The sequence below is a fragment of the Pseudomonas sp. ArH3a genome (assembly GCF_022648765.1).
GTDB lineage: Bacteria > Pseudomonadota > Gammaproteobacteria > Pseudomonadales > Pseudomonadaceae > Aquipseudomonas.
This window is the reverse complement of sequence record NZ_CP080330.1, coordinates 3,440,454-3,458,712: the sequence shown is the minus strand read 5'-3', so window position 1 is coordinate 3,458,712 and position 18,259 is coordinate 3,440,454. Positions and strand designations below refer to the sequence as shown.

Below are 18,259 nucleotides of genomic sequence, written 5' to 3'. Positions count from 1 at the left end.
CTCACTCGACAACCGGCATCCAGCGACGAATACGTCGCTCCAGGCGCCCGGACAGGTAGTTGGAAGCCAGCGTCACCAGGTAGTACAAGACGGCGGCCGTGAGGTAGAACAGCAAGTATTGGCGTGTGGAACCCGCCGCCTGCTTGGCGGTGTACAGCAGTTCGTTGGTGCCGACCACGCTGATCAAGGCGCTGTCCTTGATCAGGTTGATCCACAAGTTGGACATGCCCGCCAAGGCGTACGGCGCCATGATCGGCAAGGTGACCCGGCGAAACAGGCCAAAGCCGCTGAGGCCAAACGCCCGTGCGGCTTCGATCTGGCCGTGGGGAATCGCCAGGATCGCTGCACGGAAAATCTCCGAGGCATAGGCGCCCTGCACCAGCCCCAATACCAGGACCGCCACCAACGGGCCGCTGATATTCACCTGCTCGAACCCCAGCCACAGCATCAGCGCGTTAAGGCCCATGGAGCCTACGTAGTACAGCAGCAGGATCAGCAGCAGTTCCGGCACCGCGCGAAACACCGTGGTGTAGCCGCGCATCAACAACGCAATCGGGCGCGGCGCGCTGAGCTTGGCGCAGGCCACCACCAAGCCAATCAGCAACCCTACGACAAAGGAGCCTGCTGAGATTTGCAGGGTCATCCATAACCCTTTCAACAGCGCGTTGCCCCATCCCTGGTCACCAAAGCTGAGGAGATCCAGCATTATTCGGTCTTCTGGGCGATTTGCTGATATGGGCTGTCACAGGTCTTGCTGACAAACGCCGGGGTGTCGCTGCGTTTGCACGGGCTGACCGACAGGCCGAAGTAATGCTGGGACAAATCGTCATAGGCCTTGCTCACCAGCAACTCACCGATAGCCTTGTCGAGGCGGGCCTTGAGCGCGGTGTCTTCCTTGCGCAGGCCGGCGCCGACCCCACGGCCGATAATCGGGTCATACGGCACGCTGGCGATATGCGCCAAGGCGCTGGCCTCTGGGGTTTTGACCATCATGGCGATGGCGGTGTCGTCGGCCATCATGTAGTCAATGCGCCCGGCAATCAGGTCGGCGTTGGCCGATTCCTGGGTGTCGTAGTACTTAAGGTCGGCGATGTTCTCATAGTACTTTTTCAGGTAATTCGCGCTGACGGTGGAGATCTGCACGCCGATCAACTTGCCCTTGAGCCCCGCCGGGGAAACCTCGACTTCACTGCCTTTCGGGCCTGCTACACCGAGCAGCGAGTCGTAATAGGCACGGCTGAACGCGATCTGTTTTTCACGCTCATCGGTGACCGACATCGAGGAAAAAATCACGTCGATCTTCTTCGCCAGCAGCGACGGGATGATGCCGTCCCACGCGACTTCCTTGATCTGGCACTCAGCTTTCATGCCTTCGCACAGCTTGTGGATCAGGTCCACTTCAAAGCCGGACCACTGACCATTGCCGCCCTTTACGGTAAACGGTGGATAGGGTTCCGCCGCCACTGCGAACACGATGGGTTTCTCTGCGGCCTGGGTAAACCCTGCGGCCACCATCAACACTGCACTGCTCAACCACGTTGCCATGCGTCTGGATTTCATGATTTGCCTCGTCTTTTTTTGGTGTTAGCGAGTTTGATGCGCGTTGACGAACTGCCGGCAACGCTCACTGCGTGGGTTGATAAACACCGAGTCCGGCGAGCCGGTTTCCTCGATCATGCCTTGGTGCAGAAAAGCCACTTTGGAGGACACATCCCGGGCGAAGGCCATTTCATGGGTGACCAGGATCATGGTGCGGCCTTCTTCGGCCAGCGAGCGGATAACGCGCAGCACTTCGCCGACCAGTTCCGGGTCGAGGGCTGACGTGGGTTCGTCGAACAGCATGACTTTGGGACGCATGGCCAACGCGCGGGCAATCGCCACCCGTTGTTGCTGGCCGCCGGAGAGAAACGCCGGGAACTCGTTGCGCTTGGCGGCCAGGCCCACGCGGTCAAGCAAGGCTTCGGCCCGCTCGATCGCCTCGGCACGGCTTTCGCGCAGCACTTGGGTCGGCGCTTCGATGAGGTTTTCAAGCACGGTGCGATGGGGCCACAGGTTGAAGTTCTGGAACACCATGCCCAGGGTCGAGCGGATGCGCACCAGTTGCTTGGCGTCGGCCACCAGTGGCGCGCCGGGAGCGCCGTAGTTCAGCTTGATGCTTTCGCCATCGACGTGAATGCTGCCCTGGTCCGGCACTTCGAGCATGTTGATGCAGCGCAGCAAGGTGCTTTTGCCCGAGCCACTGGCGCCGATCAGCGAGATCACCTCGCCTTCGTGGGCGGTCAACGAAATGCCTTTGAGCACATCGATATTGCCAAAGCGTTTATGCAGGTCGATGACTTCAATCATCTTCTTGGCTTGGGCCGGTTGCACCACCTCGACCTTCGGCGCCGCCGCGATACGCGGCTCACTGGCCAGCTTGGCGACGAACGCGGCAATGCGTTGGCAGGCTTGCGCCAGGTGTTCTTCACCGAGGGTGAAGGACAAGCGCACAAAACCTTGCGCCGGCTCACCAAAGGCGGCCGCGTCCAGCACCGACACGCCCGCTTCGCGGAACAAGCGCCAGGCAAAATCCAATGAGCCCAGGCCAGTGCCGCGCACGTCCACCAGCACAAACATGCCCGCTTGCGGTGCCTGCACCTTGATCCCCGGGCACGCACTAAGGCCCGCGACGACCAGGTCACGGCGGCGCCGGTAGATTTCGCGCATGCCCAGCGTCACCTCGTCATGGGCCAATACCGCCGCTGTGGCGGCTTCCATCACGAAGCCGGGCAAGCCGTACAGCATGCTCAGCACCAGGGTTTCTGCGTGCACGACCATCTGCGGCGCGGCAATGATCCAGCCGATTCGCCAGCCGGTCATGGCGTGGGATTTGGACAAACTGCCGATCACGATGCACCGCTCAGCCATGCCCGGCAATGCGGCGAGGCTGTGGTAGTGGCCGTCGAACACCAGGCTTTCGTAAACTTCGTCCACCACCACCCACAGGTCATAGGCGATGACCAGGTCGGCAATCGCTTGCAGTTCTTGCGGGTTGAGGACTACGCCAGTGGGGTTGTTCGGGTTGGAGAAAAAAATCGCCCGGGTGCGCGGCGTGATGGCGGTGGCGAGCAACTGGGCGTCCAGGCGAAACCCGGACTCCGGCGAACACGGCACGCGCACAAGCGTCGCACCACTGGCCTTGAGCGTGGCTTCGTAGGTGACGTACATCGGGTCGAGCACCAGCACTTCATCACCGGCTTGCAGCAGGCACAGCGAACTGATGAACAACGCGTTCTGCGCACCGGGCACGATGATGACGTTTTCGGCGGCTACTGGCCGCGACAGGGTCTTGCTGTAGCGCGTGGCGACGGCATCGCGCAATGTCGGGCGGCCGGGGATTTCGGTGTAGTGGGTGTCGCCGCCGCGCAACGCACTGACGGCGGCGTCGGTGATAAACGACGGCGTGGCGAAATCCGGGTCACCGACGCTGAGGATGATGATGTCTTCGCCCTGGCTGGCTGCTTGGTACGCCGCGTGGTGGATGTCCCAGGCGGCTACGCCCTGCCCTGCAATTCGTTCAACGAAGGGGGAAAACCGCATGCCAGAGCCTCTCGTTCCAGAAGAAAAAGCGCGAACCCGTTTGCATGCAAAAGGGTGGATGCGGTCAACATAGTTCAAACTGAACAGTCGTTCAATGGATAGATTTGGGTGGGTGTCGTTTATCGTCCAAATAGGTCGTTGTGGTGACTTTTGAGCCTATTGCTCAGCGGTCTTTTCGTGGCAAGCCAAAGCCATTGGTGGAAGTGCTCGCGGACTGGGCCTGCATCGGCCAGCCGCTATGCATGTACTACCCCAGCCGCCGCCAGTCGCCGCCAGGGCCGCGTCAATTGATGGACATGATTCGATAAAAACCATCGGTTCGCCGTTAATCGAAACACACTGAACTTGAGGCCGGAGCCTCTCCTGGCAGGGCTGAAACACAGGGCAACGATATAATCAGTCGGGCAAGGGAATTAATCCGACGCTGGCGCTACGTAAGGGAAAAGCTTCGGTAGCTATCCACGCCGAGACCGTATTCCCTAACGCCAGGTATCAGACCTTATGAGCAGTGTGTCCAATCGCATTACCGAGCGCGCTCCCCACTTACTTGCCCCGCTCACCGCCCTCTCGCCGCCGCTGTCCAGGCAAAAGCGTGACGCACCTTCACCACAAGAGCCCGAGGTCACCACTCGCACCCGAGGAGACGCTGAGTTATCAGTGCAATATCAGATTGCCCTGACCCTGGCCGGCACGCGTAAAGAAGTCAACGACCTCGAACACATTCCGCCCCATTCCACCTTCGGCCAATGGTGGCAGCATTTGCATGACGCCTTCCAATCACCCGACGTTCAACAGTGGATTCGCAGTGTGGGTATCGACACAACATCGATAAAACTCGATCCCAAATCAGGTCAAATCTCCTTCACCCTCGAGCGCCCTCTCGACCCGTTGGAGACCTTGCGCACGGTCGGTCAAGACGATAGCCAGTGGGCCGCCGTCAGCGGTCCGATCCTTCAGGCTGCTCGTATCATCAGCGCGCAGCTCTCGTTCGCACCACCGGTCAATACCCCAAGCGAACCGGTTCCGTGGCAGATAATCGGGCAGTTTTATCAAGAGCCACAAAGATTGACGTTATCCGGCATGCTCAGGCGTGCGGACGAAATTCACCAGGATCAGAACTTTAAACCCCTCGACCCAACCCGCTTTGCGGACGTGATCAAGTCGCGCAGTGAGGATGCCCTCCAAAACCAGAAAGCGCTTCTGGGCGACATTCGCAACCGGCACCTGGCTGGCGAAGCCTTGCAGAGCCTGGCGACGGCCCTGGAGAATGGCAGCAAACAGGCGGGGCACATCCAGGCTGAACTGCAGCAAACCGTGCATTTATCCGCCGACGGTACCTATCGGCCAACGGGCACCGGCGCACCCAACGAAGTCAGCCTGCAGCAACTGCTGTTGGATCATGGCTGGGACATCCCTACCACCCATGAACAGGTGGTGAACCTGGCCAACGCCCTGACCGCTGCGCCCCCCAAGCCTGCCCGCCAGGGCGACCTGGGTGGCGCGTTGAGCTGGCCGATACCGCTTGATCAGGCAAGCCAGGACCAACTGAGAGCGGCTATACGCACAGGTAAGCTCGGCGGTATCGCGTTGAGCCCCTTCAAAAACGTGCTGGATTACCTGCTCAACGGCAGGCCAATCTCTACGCAGGAGCAGAACAATCCGCGACTATTGATCGAACACTTGATCAACTCGCCCAGAGGCATTGCACTGGGCAACGCCCTTGAGGATTCATTCGCGGCACGCTCGGTTAAAGGCAGCGCCAGCGACTGGCTGCTCGCGGCATTAAGCGTGGGGAGCAAGGGTGACACCGGTGGCGCAACGGAAATCGAGGGCTATCGGCTGGTGTCAGTGGCCAACCACAACAAATCCGCGTCGGCGGTGGTCGAGGCGCTGGCGAATCATCTGGAGGCTCGCGGCATAGCCAGCTCCCCGCAAACCGCACGGGCACAAGCCCACTTCATGCTCGCCAGCCGAGCCCCCGCGTTTTTGGTCAAGGACATCCCCAAAGACCTGGGGGTAGGCACCCACAGCTGGGTCAGCTTCACCACGGCGGTCGCGCGCATAGAAGCGAAAGCGCCCGGTGCGACCGCCGGTATGAGCTATGCGAACGTCATGCTCGCCGCCAGCATTGCACCGATCACCGATGAAGAGCGCCAGGTTGAGTATGCCGCTCAGAACCAGGCGATCAAGGAATGGGCGGCGCCCAATGGCATCGACTATCCGACAACCGATACTGCACTGGCCGACGTGCACAAGGCGTTCAATACGCAGCTGCGTGAGCTGAGCGAGGCCGCCACCACGCCCGCTATCGACATGCCGACTACCGTCGCCATAGCGACCAAACTGTTGAAAGAAAAATGCCCGGGCATGGACCCAGCGCTCTTCGAAAAAAAATGTATCACCTCCAAGCCCTCCAACCGGCACTTTCCGGGGCCTTATTCACTATTGGATCTGGTTATCAATGGCAGGGCGCTGGTGGGCGCACCACCCGACTCGAACAGTGACTGGGGCCCAGCTCGTGGTGTGTTGGACGTCCTGACGTTTGGCGGTCTTAGTACTCCACCTGACGGCACACCTGCGGCATGGGTCTCATCCTCCAATGAGGTCAAGATCAACGAGTTGCTGCCAAAGCTCAAAGAGCTGCCCAGCCCGCTGAAACAGTTTGATGAGGACTTTCAGAAATACGCCGACGCTGTCAAAAAGACCACGTCGGCACAAATCAAACATCTGATCTCAAAACTGCCGCTGGAAGACAGGCTAAACCTGGAGTTCGGCGAAATAACCGTGCGCAAAGAACGTGAATACTACAACCCTAGTCACGTTTTGAGGACTGAAGAAGGCGTTGTGCTGGTTCGCACGCAACGCATGATCAATGGCGTTCCCAACGTCACGATGTATGCAATCGATCGGCTGAAGGGTACCGTCACCCGGCGGCCAGACCAGACGTTTGGTGTGAAAGAAACCTATGTTTGGGGCGAAAAGCATAAAAGATTCGACTCGATAAAGCCCACAGGCCAGCACCCGCCGGGGATAACGGATGAACGCCAAGGTGACCACAGTGTGCCCATGAGCTTCACCAGCGCCAGAACCCAATACCTCGTTGATTCCATACTCGGGGACATGGAGCTGCCTGCGGTACGCCAATACGCCAAGGGTGCAACAACCTTTGACACGGAAGTTCCGACCTACAAGATCGTTCAAGAGATTGCGCTGAACCTGATCCCGTTCAGGTCCGCCATTGTAAATTTCAAAGAGGGCAAGGTTCTCGAAGGTGCTGTCGACCTGGCCTTCGATATCTTTGGTTTCGCGGTCGGCCTCGGCGCCGCCGCCAAGGGCGCGAAAGTAGCCTTTGCCGGTGCGTCCGCGCTTTCCAAAGCCGGTCAGGTGTTCAAGATTGTCGGCCGGGCTGCCGTTGGCGCACTTAACCCCGTGGGCGGTATTGATGACCTGGCACGGGGTATTTACAAGGCTGGGCGCTTTGTGATCAGTGATACCCATAAGACTGTCAAACAACTGCGTGCCGCCTCTTCGGGTGTCAATCTGCTTGAGTTGGCAAAACAAGCCGATATCGCTGAAGGCACACTCAAGGCGGCCAATGGCGTGCACAGCGGTAAATTCCTGGCCAAATTCGACGAGGAAAGCCAGCAGTGGTTTCGCTTTAATCCACGCACACAGGAGATGTATAGCGACCCGCTGCCGAATTTTATCCCCGACCTGCCCACTTCAAACGACGTTAATAGTTTGCACGCAATCGGCAGCTATGACGCCGTAAAGGCCGCCAGCCAGCAGCACGGACTGGCGGCCACCGGTACGGTCAAGGTTGGGCAAGAAACTGTCGAGGATACTGTCGTCATGTCGCAGGGCAACTGGCATCGATACGACGCCTTGAACAAACAACCCATTTCCCCCCCGGTGACAAATTTCACCCCCCGCCGGATAGCGGCCAACGGCGAGGTCAGGTCACTGGACGCCGACCTTCTGGGTTATGAATCCAAATACGTAGCGCCGGGCGAGTTAGCGACCAAGGGCTTACAAGGCAATGTGTTTGTAGGTCGTAGCAAAAAAGAATACGTGAAGGTCGATGGGCTGCTTTATGAGTCTCGATTGAAGGCTGGGCGCCGCGTCATCCGGCATCCGACAGGCGCGGGGCCTGATATACCCGTTAGAGATCTGGGTGCTAGCGGATGGGAGCCCGCCACAAGGTCTGCCCGGCTGCTGGGAGGCGCGGGTAGCGACCCTGTACGTTGGAATGTTGGCAACGGCATTTTCGCGGTGCCGATGGATGAGATTAAAATCGCGAAAAATTCAGCTGCGCCGTTCTCGCTTAACTATCAGGGCGTCGATCGTAACGTAACCTTCAACAGTGTTACCGGCACATGGATGGAAAAACGTCTCATCGACGGTAGCGATCAAGTACAGCCTATCTATTACTGGAGAGCTGGAAAAGGCGAGTGGAAAGGCGGAACACTTGATGAACTTTCGAAGGCCAAGAAACAGGATTCTAAAACGTACAAACTGGCTGATGTTTCAGCACCGGTGGTGGTGAGCATCCCGAAAGACTTAAAACCGCTGCCCAAGCAACTGCACTATTTTTGGGCCGGTCAGGAGATGCCTCAACTCAGGATCGACACCCTGGCCCAAAACGCTGCCCAAGCACCGGGGTTCAAATCCATTCTTCATGTTGATGCCGACAGCCCGGCTATTTTTCAGCAGATAAAGACCAACCTGCAGAGCAAGGTTCCCGGCCTGACCGTCGTGAATCTGCGTGAGGATGAGGCGTTCAAACAGGTCATCAACAGCGAGCTCTACACCTATTTTCGGCAAGGCCAAGGGAAAAACCTGGCCGCCGCTTCGGATGTGGCCCGCTATCCGATCATGAATAAACATGGCGGCGTGTATCTCGACACCGATGATGTCATTAGTGCCAAAATCAGTGCCGACCCACTGGTGGCAGGTGCGAACGATGTTCTGCTCGGTGCGCCGAACGTGCATTCGCTCACCGACTACAAGACCTTCTACAACACCAGCAATTTTGCAACTCGACCGGGTAACCCCGTGATTGAAAACATGATCACTGAGATGAACCAACGGTTCACTGCGAATAAAGCCTACTTCGCGGCCAATCGACCGAGTGCTGCCCGAGGGGCAGATGGCCGGGTTAACTTCACCCCCGAGTTCCGCAATTATGAGCAAAAAATATTCGAAACCGTAGGACCGACTATGTTTAACGACGTGCTCAAGTCGAAAAGACCGGATATGTACGATCTAGGTATTGATGGGCTGACGAAACAAGCCGAGGTTATCGATGCCACGCTCGTGACGAAGGGCCCGACGGTCGACATCAAAAAAGAGGTTCTTGACGCGTACGCAAGAAATGGCATTGAGCCTCCGATCCTTCTGGATAACAAAATAAAGAAGGTGAAGGAACATTACTTCCCGCTTCACCATCGGTTCAACGTCAAAATAGGCTCCGACCACTCGTGGATCGATACCTGATAGAAGTACATTGAACCTGCACCCGGCCGTGGTCCTCCAACGTGGATAGACCCCGGCCTGGTGCACGCTCGATGACGTTTATTTTATGGTTGGCCGTCTTGGGCGCCGTGTTGCTCACACTCGCCCTCACCTCCTCCTACCTGCGCTGGATGCCGGTGACCACCTCGGCGGTGTGCCTGCTGCTGGGCGTGGCAATCGGCCCACTCGGTGTCGACCTGTTGCACCTCGATATCAAAGGCTCCGCACGCTGGATGGAGCACCTGACCGAAGTCGCGGTGCTGTTTTCCCTATTCGTCAGCGGCCTGAAACTGCGCCTGCCGCTCAGGCACCGCACGTGGCGCGTCGCATTCGGCATGGCCGGGCCGGTGATGCTGTTGACGATTCTCGGCGTGTGCCTGGCGCTGCATTACATGTTCGCGTTGCCTTGGGGCGTGTCGTTGCTGGTGGGCGCCATTCTTGCGCCGACCGACCCGGTGCTGGCCGGGCTGGTGCAGGTCAATAATGCCCAGGACTATGACGCGCTGCGCTTTGGCTTGTCCGGTGAAGCCGGCCTCAACGATGGCACGGCCTTTCCCTTTGTTATCTTCGCGCTGCTGTTTATGCAGCACGGCGGGTTTGACGGTGACTGGTTCGGTGGCTGGGTGTTGAAGAACCTGTTGTGGGCGGTGCCGGCCGGGCTGTTGATGGGCTACTGGATGGGCCGTGGCATCGGACGTGTGACGCTGTGGATGCGCATCGCCCATGCAGACAGCACGTTGTCGCCCAACGATTACCTGACCCTGGCGCTGATTGCGCTGGCCTACGTGGCGGCTGAAGCGGTGGGTGGCTACGGCTTTCTGTCGGTGTTCGCCGCCGGGCTGGGCTTGCGCCAGGCCGAGTTCAAATCCACCGGCAACTCACAGACGCCGTCAGAGCATTTGGCGCTGCCGGTGGTGGGCCATTTGGAGGTGGAACCTGCGCGCGCCTTGAAAGGTGATGTCAGCGAACTTGCCGATACGCAGATCGCCGCCGGCGTGATGATGGGCGACATGCTGTCATTCGGCAGCCTGGTAGAGCGCTCGATGGAAGTGTTTCTGGTGACCGTGCTGGGGATTGTACTGGCCAGCCATTGGGATTGGCGCGCACTGCCGGTGGCGGCATTGCTGTTCTGCGTGATTCGCCCGGTCAGTGTGCTGGCAATGCCCTGGGGCAACCTGATCGATTACCGGCAACGCGGCTTGATCGGCTGGTTCGGCATTCGCGGCATCGGCAGTATTTACTACCTGTTCTACGCGCTCAACCACGGGCTGATCGGCACCAGCAGCGCGGTGGCGGTGAACCTTACGGTGTCAGTGATCGCCTTGAGCATCGTCGTTCATGGCCTGAGTACCCAGCCGATGCTGGCGTGGTATGAACGACGTGCCAAGGTGAACACTCAGTCTTGATTCTCGGTATGGCCTACATCCGCGGCGTCGTCCAGATCGTTCAGCGGCACTTGTGCATCGTCCATCAATGAACCCGGGTCTTCGTTGCCCGGGTCGTTGAGTTCTTCGTCGTCGAGTTCGTGGGACATGAGCGTCTCCTCTAACCGCCTTGGGTGTCGATATCAGCGTCGGTTTCAGGCTTGGCCTCAGGCGTAGGCTTGAAGTCTGGACTGTAGTCGTTTTCCTTGGCTTTGGGGTCGCTGGCAGGCTTTGGGTCTTTCGGCGCGTCGACGGCGGTGCCGGGTGCCGGTTCGCCACCGTCGATGGCCGGGTCATTGCGGTTGCTGACTTGGGGATCGTTGCTGGTATTCATGGGTCACCTCTTCGCAGTTTTGGAAAACACAGGCTGCGTATAGGTAAGGTCGTGCGCAGAGTCATGAAGTTCAAATTGCTTAAGACACCGGGTTATCGACCTGGATATAAAACGCATAGGCGCCGAGCAATACCCAAAACACCATGAATAGCCACGGCGCGCGCATGGAGAACAGCAGCGACTTGCGATAGCCCTTGTGGGATGACTCGGTCTCGCAGAACAGCGGCGAATCGTCATAGGCCAGGCCCATTACCGGCTCGCTGCGTAGCAGTTCACTCTGCTTGTAGTGCCAGTGATCAATGATTTCGTACGCGGCGCGGATACCTGGCCAGGCATTCAGGGAGCTGAGCACGCCAAGGGAGGCCAGGAATACCGGCACGATCAAGGTGAAGAACTTGCCCCACTCCGGGTTCAGGTTACCCATGCCGGAGACAAAGGCGATGACCAGGAACGACTGCGCGGTGAGGTAGGCGTCGGTGCGGTTGGCCAGGATGGTGGTTTCGTACTGGATCTCGCGGCGGTAGAAGTCGAGACGGTCCTTGGGTGAACCAAAGATCTTGGCGTTGTGTTCGCTGTGATCGGTCAGGGCCGCTTCGGGGGTGTTGGGAGAGATGATTCTGGGCACGACGGTGCTCCGCAAGGTTTCGAGTCTCGTTAGAAGAATCGGGCCTGGGCGAAGTTCAAGTTTGTTCATGCACCATTGTGGAACATCCCTTGCACCCTTGTAGTGAACCCGGTGTTTTGACGAGCAGGCTCATTGTGGCGAGCGAGCTTGCCCCGCGCTGGGCTGCGTAGCGGCCCCAAGAAAAAGCGGGAGCGCTGCGCACTCCAACGCGGGGCAAGCCCGCTCGCCACAGGATTAAATCAACCCAGCCCCCCATTCCGGCACACGCATTGCTTTATCCATTCATCTGCCCGGATACAGGAGCATTCGTTACCCCCCGACCCAGAGCCGACCCCATAAGAAAGTAAGGACCAGGCCTGTTGGCACCATCAGCCACGGGCTCATAAAAAAATGCGTTTTTTTGCGGCAGTGCCAACCAAGCAACTTGCCAACCAAGCAATGCAGGCACTGACAAGGTACTGGAATGGCTCGATCTTTCTTTGATGAAATGAATGACGCAGATGGCGTGTGCCGTGCGCATTATCAGGATTTCTCCCGCTGGCTGGCCAACACGCCGCCGGAACTGCTGGCCCAACGGCGCCGCGAAGCCGATTTGCTGTTCCATCGCGCCGGTATCACCTTCACCCTCTACGGCGACGAGCAGGACACCGAGCGCCTGATCCCCTTCGACATCATCCCCCGCAGCATCCCTGCCAGTGAATGGAGCGTCATCGAACGCGGCTGTATCCAGCGGGCCAATGCGCTGAACATGTTCCTCGCCGACATCTACCACGACCAACGCATCATCAAGGCCGGGATCATTCCAGCGGACCAAGTGCTGGGCAACGAGGGTTATCAGAAGGCCATGGTCGGGTTGGACCTGCACCGCGACATCTACTCGCATATCTCCGGTGTGGACCTGGTGCGCGACGGCGACGGCACCTACTACGTGCTCGAAGACAACCTGCGCACACCCAGCGGCGTGAGCTACATGCTCGAAGACCGCAAGATGATGATGCGCCTGTTCCCTGAGGTGTTCGCCAAGCAGCGCATCGCGCCGGTGGACCACTACCCCAACCTGCTGCTCAAGACCCTGAAAAGTTCCAGCCGCCTGGACAACCCCAACGTGGTGGTGCTGACCCCGGGCCGCTTCAACAGCGCCTTCTTCGAACACGCCTTCCTTGCACGTGAAATGGGCGTGGAGCTGGTGGAAGGCGCCGACCTGTTCGTGCACAACCTCAAGGTGTTCATGCGCACCACCGACGGCCCCAAACCGGTGGACGTGATTTACCGGCGCATCGACGACGCCTTCCTCGACCCCAAAGCCTTCAACCCCGATTCGATGCTCGGCGTGCCCGGCCTGGTGGCGGCTTACTGCGCGGGCAACGTGGTGCTGGCCAATGCGATTGGCACTGGCGTGGCCGATGACAAGTCGATCTACCCGTATGTGCCGGAAATGATCCGCTTCTACCTGGATGAAGAACCGATCCTGCAAAACGTGCCGACCTTCCAGTGCCGCAAGCCGGATGAACTGTCCCATGTGCTCGCGCATCTGCCGGAGCTGGTGGTCAAGGAAACCCAAGGCTCGGGCGGCTACGGCATGCTCGTCGGCCCAGCCTCCACCGCCGCCGAGATCGAGGACTTCCGCCAACGCATCAAGGCACGCCCCCACGCCTACATCGCCCAACCAACCTTGAGCCTGTCCACCTGCCCCACCTTTGTCGAAAACGGCATCGCGCCACGGCACATCGACCTGCGCCCATTCGTGCTCTCAGGCAAGGAAACCCGCCTGGTGCCTGGCGGCCTGACGCGCGTGGCGTTGAAGGAAGGCTCGTTGATCGTCAACTCGTCGCAAGGCGGCGGAACCAAGGACACCTGGGTGGTGGAGGGCTGAGTATGTTGAGTAGAACCGCCGCAGATCTGTACTGGATGTCGCGTTACTTGGAGCGTGCCGAGAACCTGGCGCGCATGCTCGAAGTCAGTTACTCGCTGTCGTTGATGCCCCAGGCCGGGCGCAGCGATGGGCTGGACGAACTGGCGATGTCGTTGCTCAGCAGCGGCACCCTGGAGAGTTACCTGGAGCGTCACAAACAACTGGACGCGATGCGCATGCTGCACTTCTTCGCCCTCGACGAAGAAAACCCCGCCAGCATCTACAACTGCCTGCGCGCCGCCCGTGGCAATGCCCACGCGGTACGCGGGCGGATCACCGCCGACATGTGGGAAAACCTCAACGCCACCTGGCTGGAAATGCGCAGCATCGCCGCCGGCGGCCTGGCGCGCCATGGCATCAGCCACTTCTGCGACTGGGTCAAGCAGCGCTCGCACCTGTTCCGGGGCGCGACCTCGGGCACCATCATGCGCAATGACGCGTATCGGTTTATTCGCCTGGGCACCTTTGTCGAGCGCGCGGACAACACCTTGCGCCTGCTGGATGCGCGCTATGAGATGTTTGGTGAAGAGTCGGAAGAAGTCAGCGACTTGTCGGCACGCGGCTATTACCAGTGGAGCGCCCTGCTCCGCGCGTTGTCGTCGTTCGAGGCGTACACCGAGCTGTACCCGAATGCGTTGAATGCACGCTCGGTGTCGGAGTTGCTGCTGTTGCGCAGTGATGTGCCGCGATCGTTGCACGCGTGTATCGAGGAGCTGAGCCATATCCTGGCCGACCTGCCCGGCAGTTATGGCCGAACGGCGCAGCGTTTGGCCGCCGAGTTCGAGGCGCGGCTGCGTTATACGGGCATCGACGAAATCCTGGAAGACGGCTTGCACAGCCGGCTCACGGACTTTATCGACACCGTGCGCGAACTGGCCCGGGCGATTCACAGCTCATACCTTGAAGTGGTGTGAGTGCATTGCAGTCACTTAACTGTCAATTCGGGTGATTGACCCTGCTTTGTTACCGCTCTTATGTTGGGCAGGTGAAATGCCTTCCCATCATAAGAACAGGTACCGAACATGTCCGAACTGACACTGACCCCCGCCGCCGCCCAGACCCTGCAACGCTGGCACGCCCTGTTGGCAACGCGCGACCTAACCTCCCTGCCTGAACTGCTGGCGCCTGAGGCGGTGTTCCGCTCGCCCATGGCGCACACGCCCTACCCTGGCGCGCCGGTGGTGTCGATGATCCTCAATACGGTGATCAAGGTGTTTGAGGACTTTACCTATCACCGTGAGTTGGCCACCGGCGATGGGCTCAGTGTGGTGCTGGAGTTCAGCGCGCGGGTGGGTGACAAGCAACTCAAGGGGATTGATCTGATTCGCTTTAATGAGCAGGGGCAGATCGTTGAGTTTGAAGTGATGGTGCGGCCGTTGAGTGGGTTGCAGGCGTTGGGGGGAGAGATGGGACGGCGGTTGGCGCCTTATCTGGCAAAAGCCAAAGGTTAAACATGTGGGAGCGGGCTTGCCCGCGATAGCGGTGGCTCAGTTGCATGGGTTGTGGCTGAACGGACGCCATCGCGGGCAAGCCCGCTTTGCGGTGTTTGTTGGGCTGATGATTGTTCCCACGCTCTGCGTGGGAATGCATCCTGTGACGCTCCGCGTCAGGTCTTTAAAAGCGGACGCAGAGCGTCCATTGCGGCATTCCCACGCGGAGCGTGGGAACGAGCGCTCATTGGGTTTTGGGGTGGTTATTGGTTTTTGACCAGCACCGGTTCTGCGCGGTATTGGTCCGGGAACAGCTTTTTGAGTTGCGCCACTTTTGGCAGGTCGTTGATCACGATGTAGGGGTACGACGGGTTTTCGGTGAGGAAGTCCTGGTGATAGGACTCGGCCGGGTAAAACGCCTTGCCCATCTCCACTTTGGTCACGATGGGTTTATCGAACGCTTTGGCTGCGTCCAGCTGTGCGATGTAGGCCTGGGCGACTTTTTGTTGCTCGGCATTCTGCGCGAAAATTTCCGAACGGTATTGGGTGCCGCTGTCCGGGCCCTGGCGGTTCAGTTCGGTGGGGTTGTGGGCCACTGAAAAGTAGATCTGCAGCAACTTGCCGTAGCTGACTTTGCTCGGGTCGTAGGTCACCGAGACCGACTCAGCGTGGCCGGTGTCGCGGTTGCTGACCGATTCGTATTGGGCGGTGTTAGCTGCGCCGCCGTCGTAGCCGGAGACCGCGTTTTTCACGCCTTGCACGTGTTGGAACACGCCTTGGACACCCCAAAAGCAGCCACCGGCGAAGACCGCGGTTTGCAGGTTGCCGGCGTTGGCGGGCAGGTCCAGGGCCGGTGGCGCGAGCATGACCGCGTCGTCAGAGGCGCCAAAGGAGAAGGCTGAGCTTTGGCCGACAAAGGCGGCGAAGGCAAGGGCCGGTAAGAACTTAAGCAGTTTCATTAAACTCACTCCAGAACACGGTTGAATGTGGGCGCTGGCTTGCCTGCGATAGCGGTGTAACTGTGTCAGATGCGTTGGCTGACTTGCCGCCATCGCAGGCAAGCCAGCGCCCACATTTATTGGGTTTTCACGTCAAGATTGATGGGTTAGCCGAAGGTGAAGGCATACGCCGACACGTGCGGGTCGAGAAATTCGATACTGAAAGTGCGGTCCTTGACCCCGGCGGGCTGGCGTACCAGCTGGTACAGGCGTTGTTCGGTCACCGTACCGCTGCCATCCGGCGCCACATCGGTGCCGTGTGCGGCGCCTGGGGCCTGGCCGTCAATCGTCACGTTGAAACGCACCGGCTTGCCATCGGCACCCGGGCCCAGCACCAGGTGCAGGTCACGGGCGTGGAAGCGGTAGACGATGCGCCCGCCGGCCTGGTCGAGGGCGGCTTGTTGGCCGCCGACGTTCCATTGGCCTTGCAGGGTCCAGTTGTTCAGGGCCAGGTTGCTGGCGGCCGGGTAATCCACCACCTTGTCGGTGCCCAAAGTGGCGGTGGTGACGAAGTTTTCCGCACGCTGGAAGCCCAGGTAGGTTTCCGGCGACTGCACTTCGTTCATGTCCGGCGCTTGCTGCACGCCCTTGGCGTCGGCCTCGATCAGGCCGCCGGCAACGTTTGTTGCACCGGCTTCACGCAGCAGCTGCTGAATAACCCGCTCCGACTCGGCGTAATCGCCTTCGCCAAAGTGGTGATAGCGGATCTGGCCCTTGGCATCGGCAAAGTAATGCGCCGGCCAGTACTGGTTGTTGAACGCGCGCCAGACTTTGTAGTTGTTGTCGATCGCCACCGGGTAGGTGATGCCCAAATCCTTCATGGCTTGGGTGACGTTGCCCACGTCGCGCTCAAAGGCGAATTCCGGGGCGTGTACACCGATCACCACCAAGCCTTGGTCGCGGTATTTCTCGGCCCAAGCTTTGACGTAGGGCAAGCTGCGCAGGCAGTTGATGCAGGAGTAGGTCCAGAAATCCACCAGCACCACTTTGCCTTTCAGCGCTTGGGCGGTCAGTGGCGGGCTGTTGAGCCATTGCACAGCGCCATCCAGCGACGGCAGCGTGCCTTCGATCGGCAGCGCGTCGTTGTGGTTGGCGGCCGCCATCATTGCGCCGCCGGCCATCATCGCTCCGCCCTTCTGCTCAGGCTTGGCGCTGAGTGTGTCCACCAGGCTTTGTTCCAGGCCACCGGTGGAGGCCGTCGACACGCGCGCCAGCACGCCGGTGTCCAGGCCCAGGGCGATGGCGGCCACACCGGCCAACATCAGCGCGCCAAGGCCACGGCGCAGCCATTCACCGGCACCGAGGGAGCGCTTCATAAAGCCAAAGACTTTACCGCCGACCAACAGTGCCAAGGCCAGGGACGTGGCAGCTCCGGCGGCGTACGCCAGCAACAGTAAGGTCGTACCGATGCTGGCGCCCTGTAGCGCCGCGCCGGTGAGCACCAGCCCCAGGATAGGCCCGGCGCACGGTGCCCAGAGCAAACCGGTGGCCACGCCGATCAGGAACGAGGCGCCCGGACGCGGTTTGGCATCGGCCCCAGCGGCTTCGGACAGGCGACTGCCGGCGGCTACCAATGGCCGCGTCAGGCGTTCCGACAGTTGCGGCAGCAGCAGCGTGAGCCCGAACAGGGCAACGCACAGCAACGCGAGCCAGCGCCCGTATTGATTGACTTGCACCACCCAACCGCCGCCCACTGCCGCCAGTGAGGCCACCAGGGCGAACGTCACCGCCATCCCCGCTAACAGCGGCAAGCCACTGCGCATAAACGGCTGCCCGGTGCGAGCGAAGACAAAAGGCAGAACAGGCAGGATGCACGGGCTGACAATTGTCAGCACGCCGCCCAGATACGCGAGAACCAGAAGCCACATGGGATCGACCCTTATAGGTGTAAGAAAACATCGGCTTAAACCGCCGTGAACGTCATGGCCACGCCATTCATGCAATAACGTAGGCCGGTAGGTGCCGGGCCGTCGTCAAATACATGCCCTTGGTGACCGCCGCACCGGCGGCAGTGAATTTCCTTGCGCACCACGCCGTAGGAAGTGTCGACGTGGCTGGCGACGGCGTTGTCCAGCGGCTGCCAGAAGCTTGGCCAGCCGGTGTGGCTGTCGAACTTGGTGCTTGAGGAAAACAGCGGTAAGGCGCAGCCGGCACAGGCAAAGGTGCCGGTGCGGTGTTCATCGTTGAGTGGGCTGGTGTAAGGGCGTTCGGTGCCCTCCTCGCGCAGCACGGCGAATTGCTCGGCGCTTAGCAGGCTGCGCCATTGGGCCTCGGTGTGGGTGACTTCGAAGGTTTCGGCGGCTTCGACTTCGGTGACCATGTTGAGGTGTTTGAGCAGGCCGCCGGCCAGGACGGCGACACCCAGGCCGCCAGTGGCTAGCAGTATTTGTCGGCGTGAGTACATGGGGGTTTCCTCATTGATGGCGGGCGCGGAACCTGTGGT

The 18,259-nt window shown here is 59.8% G+C and carries 14 protein-coding genes and 1 pseudogene; 6 read left to right on the top strand and 9 right to left on the bottom strand.

Features of this window, described 5'->3' with window-relative positions:
• Nucleotide 1: 1 nt before the first annotated feature.
• From K0P33_RS15580 to K0P33_RS31335, 3 genes are read right to left on the bottom strand one after another with little or no spacing between them, the layout of a single operon-like run.
• Nucleotides 2-706 (bottom strand): ABC transporter permease subunit, encoded by a 705-nt coding sequence (locus K0P33_RS15580; protein WP_242149305.1) that lies wholly within the window; start codon nt 704-706, stop codon nt 2-4.
• The gene (locus tag K0P33_RS15575; protein WP_176462924.1) at nt 706-1,560 is read right to left on the bottom strand and encodes a transporter substrate-binding domain-containing protein; all 855 of its coding nucleotides are present in this window, start codon (nt 1,558-1,560) and stop codon (nt 706-708) included. Before K0P33_RS15575 ends, K0P33_RS15580 begins: the two co-directional genes overlap by 1 nt.
• 24 nt (nt 1,561-1,584) lie before the next feature.
• Entirely contained in the window at nt 1,585-3,579 is a 1,995-nt protein-coding gene (locus K0P33_RS31335; RefSeq protein WP_277933780.1) for an aminotransferase class I/II-fold pyridoxal phosphate-dependent enzyme, read from the bottom strand.
• A gap of 203 nt (nt 3,580-3,782) precedes the next feature.
• Here K0P33_RS31335 and K0P33_RS15560 point away from each other — a divergent pair.
• The 3 genes and pseudogenes from K0P33_RS15560 to K0P33_RS15550 form a co-directional block, all read left to right on the top strand.
• Nucleotides 3,783-3,922: pseudogene (locus K0P33_RS15560) on the top strand (LysR family transcriptional regulator); the annotation flags it as partial.
• Nucleotides 3,923-4,080: 158 nt separating this feature from the next.
• The gene (locus K0P33_RS15555) at nt 4,081-9,075 is read left to right on the top strand and encodes a glycosyltransferase (protein WP_242149303.1); all 4,995 of its coding nucleotides are present in this window, start codon (nt 4,081-4,083) and stop codon (nt 9,073-9,075) included.
• Between the two features lie 71 nt (nt 9,076-9,146).
• Entirely contained in the window at nt 9,147-10,499 is a 1,353-nt protein-coding gene (locus K0P33_RS15550; RefSeq protein ID WP_242149300.1) for a sodium:proton antiporter, read from the top strand.
• Here the strand turns inward: K0P33_RS15550 and K0P33_RS15545 are convergent.
• The 3 genes from K0P33_RS15545 to K0P33_RS15535 all read right to left on the bottom strand — a co-directional run bounded on the left by K0P33_RS15545 (nt 10,490) and on the right by K0P33_RS15535 (nt 11,476).
• Complete coding sequence (locus tag K0P33_RS15545; protein WP_176462925.1) at nt 10,490-10,627, bottom strand: hypothetical protein; 138 nt, start codon at nt 10,625-10,627, stop codon at nt 10,490-10,492. The genes K0P33_RS15550 and K0P33_RS15545 overlap by 10 nt on opposite strands.
• Nucleotides 10,628-10,638: 11 nt before the next feature.
• Entirely contained in the window at nt 10,639-10,851 is a 213-nt protein-coding gene (locus tag K0P33_RS15540) for a hypothetical protein (protein ID WP_242149297.1), read from the bottom strand.
• Nucleotides 10,852-10,930: 79 nt separating this feature from the next.
• Nucleotides 10,931-11,476: a hypothetical protein gene (locus K0P33_RS15535; protein WP_094950559.1), complete on the bottom strand. Its 546-nt coding sequence runs from the start codon at nt 11,474-11,476 to the stop codon at nt 10,931-10,933.
• A gap of 463 nt (nt 11,477-11,939) precedes the next feature.
• Between K0P33_RS15535 and K0P33_RS15530 the strand changes: the two genes are divergently transcribed.
• From K0P33_RS15530 to K0P33_RS15520, 3 genes are all read left to right on the top strand, one after another.
• Entirely contained in the window at nt 11,940-13,349 is a 1,410-nt protein-coding gene (locus K0P33_RS15530; protein ID WP_242149295.1) for a circularly permuted type 2 ATP-grasp protein, read from the top strand.
• 2 nt (nt 13,350-13,351) lie between these two features.
• Nucleotides 13,352-14,302, top strand: a complete 951-nt coding sequence (locus K0P33_RS15525; protein WP_094950561.1) for an alpha-E domain-containing protein — start codon at nt 13,352-13,354, stop codon at nt 14,300-14,302.
• A 108-nt stretch (nt 14,303-14,410) separates the two neighbouring features.
• Nucleotides 14,411-14,839, top strand: coding sequence for a nuclear transport factor 2 family protein (locus tag K0P33_RS15520; RefSeq protein ID WP_242149292.1), 429 nt, complete (start codon nt 14,411-14,413; stop codon nt 14,837-14,839).
• Between the two features lie 242 nt (nt 14,840-15,081).
• Here the strand turns inward: K0P33_RS15520 and msrA are convergent, their stop codons facing one another.
• From msrA to msrB, 3 genes are all read right to left on the bottom strand, one after another.
• Nucleotides 15,082-15,777, bottom strand: coding sequence for a peptide-methionine (S)-S-oxide reductase MsrA (msrA, locus tag K0P33_RS15515; protein WP_242149288.1), 696 nt, complete (start codon nt 15,775-15,777; stop codon nt 15,082-15,084).
• 146 nt (nt 15,778-15,923) lie between these two features.
• Nucleotides 15,924-17,684 carry a cytochrome c biogenesis protein DipZ gene (locus K0P33_RS15510; protein ID WP_242149285.1) on the bottom strand — a complete coding sequence of 587 codons (1,761 nt, stop codon included), beginning with the start codon at nt 17,682-17,684 and terminating at the stop codon, nt 15,924-15,926.
• 35 nt (nt 17,685-17,719) lie between these two features.
• Complete coding sequence (msrB, locus tag K0P33_RS15505; protein WP_242149282.1) at nt 17,720-18,220, bottom strand: peptide-methionine (R)-S-oxide reductase MsrB; 501 nt, start codon at nt 18,218-18,220, stop codon at nt 17,720-17,722.
• Between the last annotated feature and the right edge of the window lie 39 nt (nt 18,221-18,259).

Excerpts from the sequence above, each read along its gene's own strand:
- K0P33_RS15520 (WP_242149292.1), top strand. The coding sequence starts at position 14,411 with ATGTCCGAACTGACACTGACCCCCGCCGCCGCCCAGACCCTGCAACGC.
- K0P33_RS15555 (WP_242149303.1), top strand. The coding sequence starts at position 4,081 with ATGAGCAGTGTGTCCAATCGCATTACCGAGCGCGCTCCCCACTTACTT.
- K0P33_RS15530 (WP_242149295.1), top strand. The coding sequence starts at position 11,940 with ATGGCTCGATCTTTCTTTGATGAAATGAATGACGCAGATGGCGTGTGC.
- K0P33_RS31335 (WP_277933780.1), bottom strand. The coding sequence starts at position 3,579 with ATGCGGTTTTCCCCCTTCGTTGAACGAATTGCAGGGCAGGGCGTAGCC.
- K0P33_RS15525 (WP_094950561.1), top strand. The coding sequence starts at position 13,352 with ATGTTGAGTAGAACCGCCGCAGATCTGTACTGGATGTCGCGTTACTTG.
- msrB (WP_242149282.1), bottom strand. The coding sequence starts at position 18,220 with ATGTACTCACGCCGACAAATACTGCTAGCCACTGGCGGCCTGGGTGTC.
- K0P33_RS15575 (WP_176462924.1), bottom strand. The coding sequence starts at position 1,560 with ATGAAATCCAGACGCATGGCAACGTGGTTGAGCAGTGCAGTGTTGATG.
- msrA (WP_242149288.1), bottom strand. The coding sequence starts at position 15,777 with ATGAAACTGCTTAAGTTCTTACCGGCCCTTGCCTTCGCCGCCTTTGTC.
- K0P33_RS15550 (WP_242149300.1), top strand. The coding sequence starts at position 9,147 with ATGACGTTTATTTTATGGTTGGCCGTCTTGGGCGCCGTGTTGCTCACA.
- K0P33_RS15545 (WP_176462925.1), bottom strand. The coding sequence starts at position 10,627 with ATGTCCCACGAACTCGACGACGAAGAACTCAACGACCCGGGCAACGAA.
- K0P33_RS15510 (WP_242149285.1), bottom strand. The coding sequence starts at position 17,684 with ATGTGGCTTCTGGTTCTCGCGTATCTGGGCGGCGTGCTGACAATTGTC.
- K0P33_RS15580 (WP_242149305.1), bottom strand. The coding sequence starts at position 706 with ATGCTGGATCTCCTCAGCTTTGGTGACCAGGGATGGGGCAACGCGCTG.
- K0P33_RS15540 (WP_242149297.1), bottom strand. The coding sequence starts at position 10,851 with ATGAATACCAGCAACGATCCCCAAGTCAGCAACCGCAATGACCCGGCC.